Origin of the sequence: Pseudomonas edaphica (assembly GCF_005863185.1) — a bacterium.
GTDB lineage: Bacteria > Pseudomonadota > Gammaproteobacteria > Pseudomonadales > Pseudomonadaceae > Aquipseudomonas > Aquipseudomonas edaphica.
The window spans coordinates 1-3,099 of sequence record NZ_VBVZ01000685.1 but is presented as its reverse complement, the minus strand read 5'-3'; the positions used below and the strand labels follow the sequence as shown (position 1 = coordinate 3,099).

4 protein-coding genes are annotated in these 3,099 nt (G+C 65.4%); all 4 read left to right on the top strand.

Going from position 1 to position 3,099, the window contains the following annotated elements; all coding sequences use genetic code 11:
- On the top strand, nucleotides 1–510 hold a 510-nt coding region (locus FEM54_RS28955), incomplete at its 5' end, for an EscJ/YscJ/HrcJ family type III secretion inner membrane ring protein (RefSeq protein WP_138453894.1).
- Nucleotides 507–1,121, top strand: a complete 615-nt coding sequence (locus tag FEM54_RS28950) for a type III secretion protein (RefSeq protein ID WP_138453893.1) — start codon at nucleotides 507–509, stop codon at nucleotides 1,119–1,121. The genes FEM54_RS28955 and FEM54_RS28950, both read left to right, overlap by 4 nt.
- Complete coding sequence (gene sctL / locus FEM54_RS28945; protein ID WP_138453892.1) at nucleotides 1,118–1,702, top strand: type III secretion system stator protein SctL; 585 nt, start codon at nucleotides 1,118–1,120, stop codon at nucleotides 1,700–1,702. The genes FEM54_RS28950 and sctL overlap by 4 nt, the downstream gene beginning before the upstream one ends.
- Nucleotides 1,699–3,021, top strand: a complete 1,323-nt coding sequence (locus FEM54_RS28940; RefSeq protein WP_138453891.1) for a FliI/YscN family ATPase — start codon at nucleotides 1,699–1,701, stop codon at nucleotides 3,019–3,021. Before sctL ends, FEM54_RS28940 begins: the two co-directional genes overlap by 4 nt.
- Nucleotides 3,022–3,099: the final 78 nt, after the last annotated feature.

Sequence of the window (3,099 nt, the reverse complement as noted above, 5' to 3'; positions counted from 1 at the left end):
GTGTTCAAGGGCAACGGCCTAGTGTCGTCGCCGGTGCAGGAGCGCGTGCAGATGATCTATGCGCTGAGCGAGGAGCTCTCGCATTCGGTGTCGCAGATCGACGGCATCGTCGCCGCGCGCGTGCATGTGGTGCTGCCCGATAACGACCTGCTCAAACGCGTGATTTCACCCTCGTCGGCCTCGGTACTGGTGCGTTACGACCCGGGTACCGACATCAATACGCTGATCCCGCAGATCAAGACGCTGGTGGCCAACGGCATTTCCGGTCTGAGCTACGAAGGCGTTTCGGTCACGGCGATCAAGGCGGCTGTCGCCATCAGCCAGAACCCGGCACAACCACGGCTGGCGCGCTTTATGGGCTTGTGGATGCTGGAAGACAACGTGCCTCAGGCGCGTTTCATGTTCGGCACGTTGTTGCTGATTGCGCTTGGCGCCCTCGGTGTATTGGCACGCCAGCAGTGGGCGCGGCGCCAGTCCCAGGCGCTGTATGTGCTCAAGGAGGGTGAATGAGTTTATTCGAACGCTGGCAGGGGGTGATCGCCGAGCCTTTGCAGTTTGTGCGCGGGCCTAGCCTGGGCGCGTGTTTTGCCGCTGAGCTGCCAGATGACGTGTTGCAGGCCATGCAGGCCCAGCCACGTTTTCGCCCGCGCCTGCAGCAGTTGCTGGTCAAGCACTACCAGTTGGCGCCGATCGAGCAATTGGTCACGCCGTTGGCGGCCGACCTGCCGGTGTTGCTGCTGTCGCCCGCGCAATTTGCGCGCCTGCCGAGGTTATGCGGGGCTATCTGGCACGGCGCAACCTTGAGCCGTGAGATCCGCCGCGAGGTGGTCAATGAGCTGCGTGAAGGCCTCGGCGCCGAGGTCTTTGTGGCTGCCCTGGCTCTGCGCCAACTGGGGGGCGCGGCGGATCTGCTGCGTGAACCGGTCGAGTTGATCGAAGCCATCGACCGTGACGGCCTTGGCTGTGTCGCCGCCTGGCTGCAGGCCCAGCACGCTGACTGGCAAGGCTGGCTGCGCTTGCGTTTTGACTTTCCCCAGGGCTACAGCGCACGCGTGCCGCGTGACCTGGAAATCGTCCAGGCCGCCGCTGCTTGCCTGCTGGCCGAGGAGGTTGCCCCATGAATGAACTACCGAGCCGTCCGGCTGCGCGTATTTTGCGGGCCGAAGAAGCCGCGTTGTGGACCGACGGTTTTGCCTTCCTGCAAGCGGCCAAAGACCAGGCCGAACAGATCAAGGCCGACAGCGACCAGTGGCTGCACGCCGCCCGCGCCGAGGGCTTTGAAAGCGCCCGGCAGGCCGGTGCCGAGCAGGTCGCGCAATTGCTGGTGCAGACCCAATCCCAGGTGCAGCACTACCTGAGCAGCCTGGAGACTTCGCTGGCCGATTTGGCGTTGGGCATCGTGCGTGAAGTGCTGGGCGAATTGGATAACGCCGAGCGCGTCGTGCGCTGCACCCGCCAAGCCTTGAGCGCGTTTCGCCAGGACCAGGCACTGACCCTGTGGGTGCCACCCGCCGAGGTCGACGCATTGCGCCAACGCCTTAAGCTTGAAGGCTTGGCGCTTGCAGTGGACGCCGATGAACAGCTTGGCGCCGGCCAGGCACGCCTCAGCAGCCCGGCCGGCTCGGTGGAGCTGGGCCTGGAAGCGCAATTGCAAACCCTGCGCCGCAGCTTGCTGCCCTTTGCCGAAGAAGGTGTGGCATGAACCTGGAGCAGTTGCTGCCACGCCTGACTGAGCGCCTGGCCCAGGCGCGCCCGCGACCAATGCACGGCACCGTGCTGAGCATTCGCGGCGTGCTGCTGCGCGCCAGTGTGGCCGGTGCGAGCATTGGTGAGCTGTGCCAATTGCGCGATCCCGGCAGCAGCCGCAGCTTGAGTGCCGAGGTCATTGGTTTTGATGGTGACGAGGCGATTCTGTCGCCCATCGGCTCGATGGAAGGGTTGTCGACCCGCACGCAGATCACCGCCACCGGCGAAACCCTCGGCGTGGCGGTCGGTGATGCGCAGTTGGGGCGTGTGATCAGCCCTATGGGCGACTTTCTCGACGGTGATGGCCTGCCACCGACTCTGGCCCTGAAAAGCTATCCGCTGCACACCGAGCCTCCGGCACCGTTTTCGCGGCAGCTGATCGTGCGCTCCATGGCCTTGGGCATCCGCTCCATCGACGGCTTGCTGACCTTGGCCCAGGGCCAACGCATGGGCATCTTTGGCGAGCCAGGCGTGGGCAAATCGTCGCTGCTTGCCAGCATCATCCGTAACAGCGAAGCCGATGTGATTGTGATCGGCCTGATCGGCGAGCGGGGCAGGGAGGTGCGCGAGTTGCTCGACGTGCAACTCGATGCCCAGGCGCGCGCGCGCACGGTGGCGGTGGTCGCCACCTCGGATCGCCCGGCGGCCGAGCGTGTACGTGCCGCGTTCGTCGCCACCACCCTGGCCGAATACCACCGTGACCAGGGCCGCAATGTATTGCTGCTAATGGACAGCCTCACGCGTTTTGCCCGCGCCCAGCGCGAAATCGGCCTGGCCGTGGGCGAGCCACCGACCCGTCGCGGTTACCCGCCGTCGTTCTTCTCGGCGTTGCCACGCCTGCTCGAACGCGCCGGCCCCGGCCCTACCGGCAGCATTACCGCGCTGTACACCGTGCTCACTGAAGGCGATGCCGCCAGCGACCCGGTGGCCGAGGAAGCGCGTTCGATCCTCGACGGGCATATCGCCCTGAGCGCCGAGTTGGCCCAGCGCAATTACTTCCCGGCGGTGGACGTGCTGCGCAGTCGCAGCCGCTTGATGGAGCAGGTCGCCGGGGAGGAGCACAAGCGCCTGGCCATGCGAATCCGTGAGCTGATGGCGCGCTACGGCGAAATCGAAATGCTGATCCGTGTGGGCGAGTACTCCGCCGGCAGCGACCCGCTGGCGGACGAAGCCATTGCACGCCACGCCGCCATCGAAGCATTCCTGCGCCAGAACGCGGGCGAGCCCAGCAACCTGGAACAGACCCTGATGCACATGCGCCAGGTGTTGGCATGAGCCGCGCAATCGAGATACACGCAAAACCCTGTGGGAGCTGGCTTGCCTGCGATAGCGGTGGGTCAGTCAGCCCTGTTG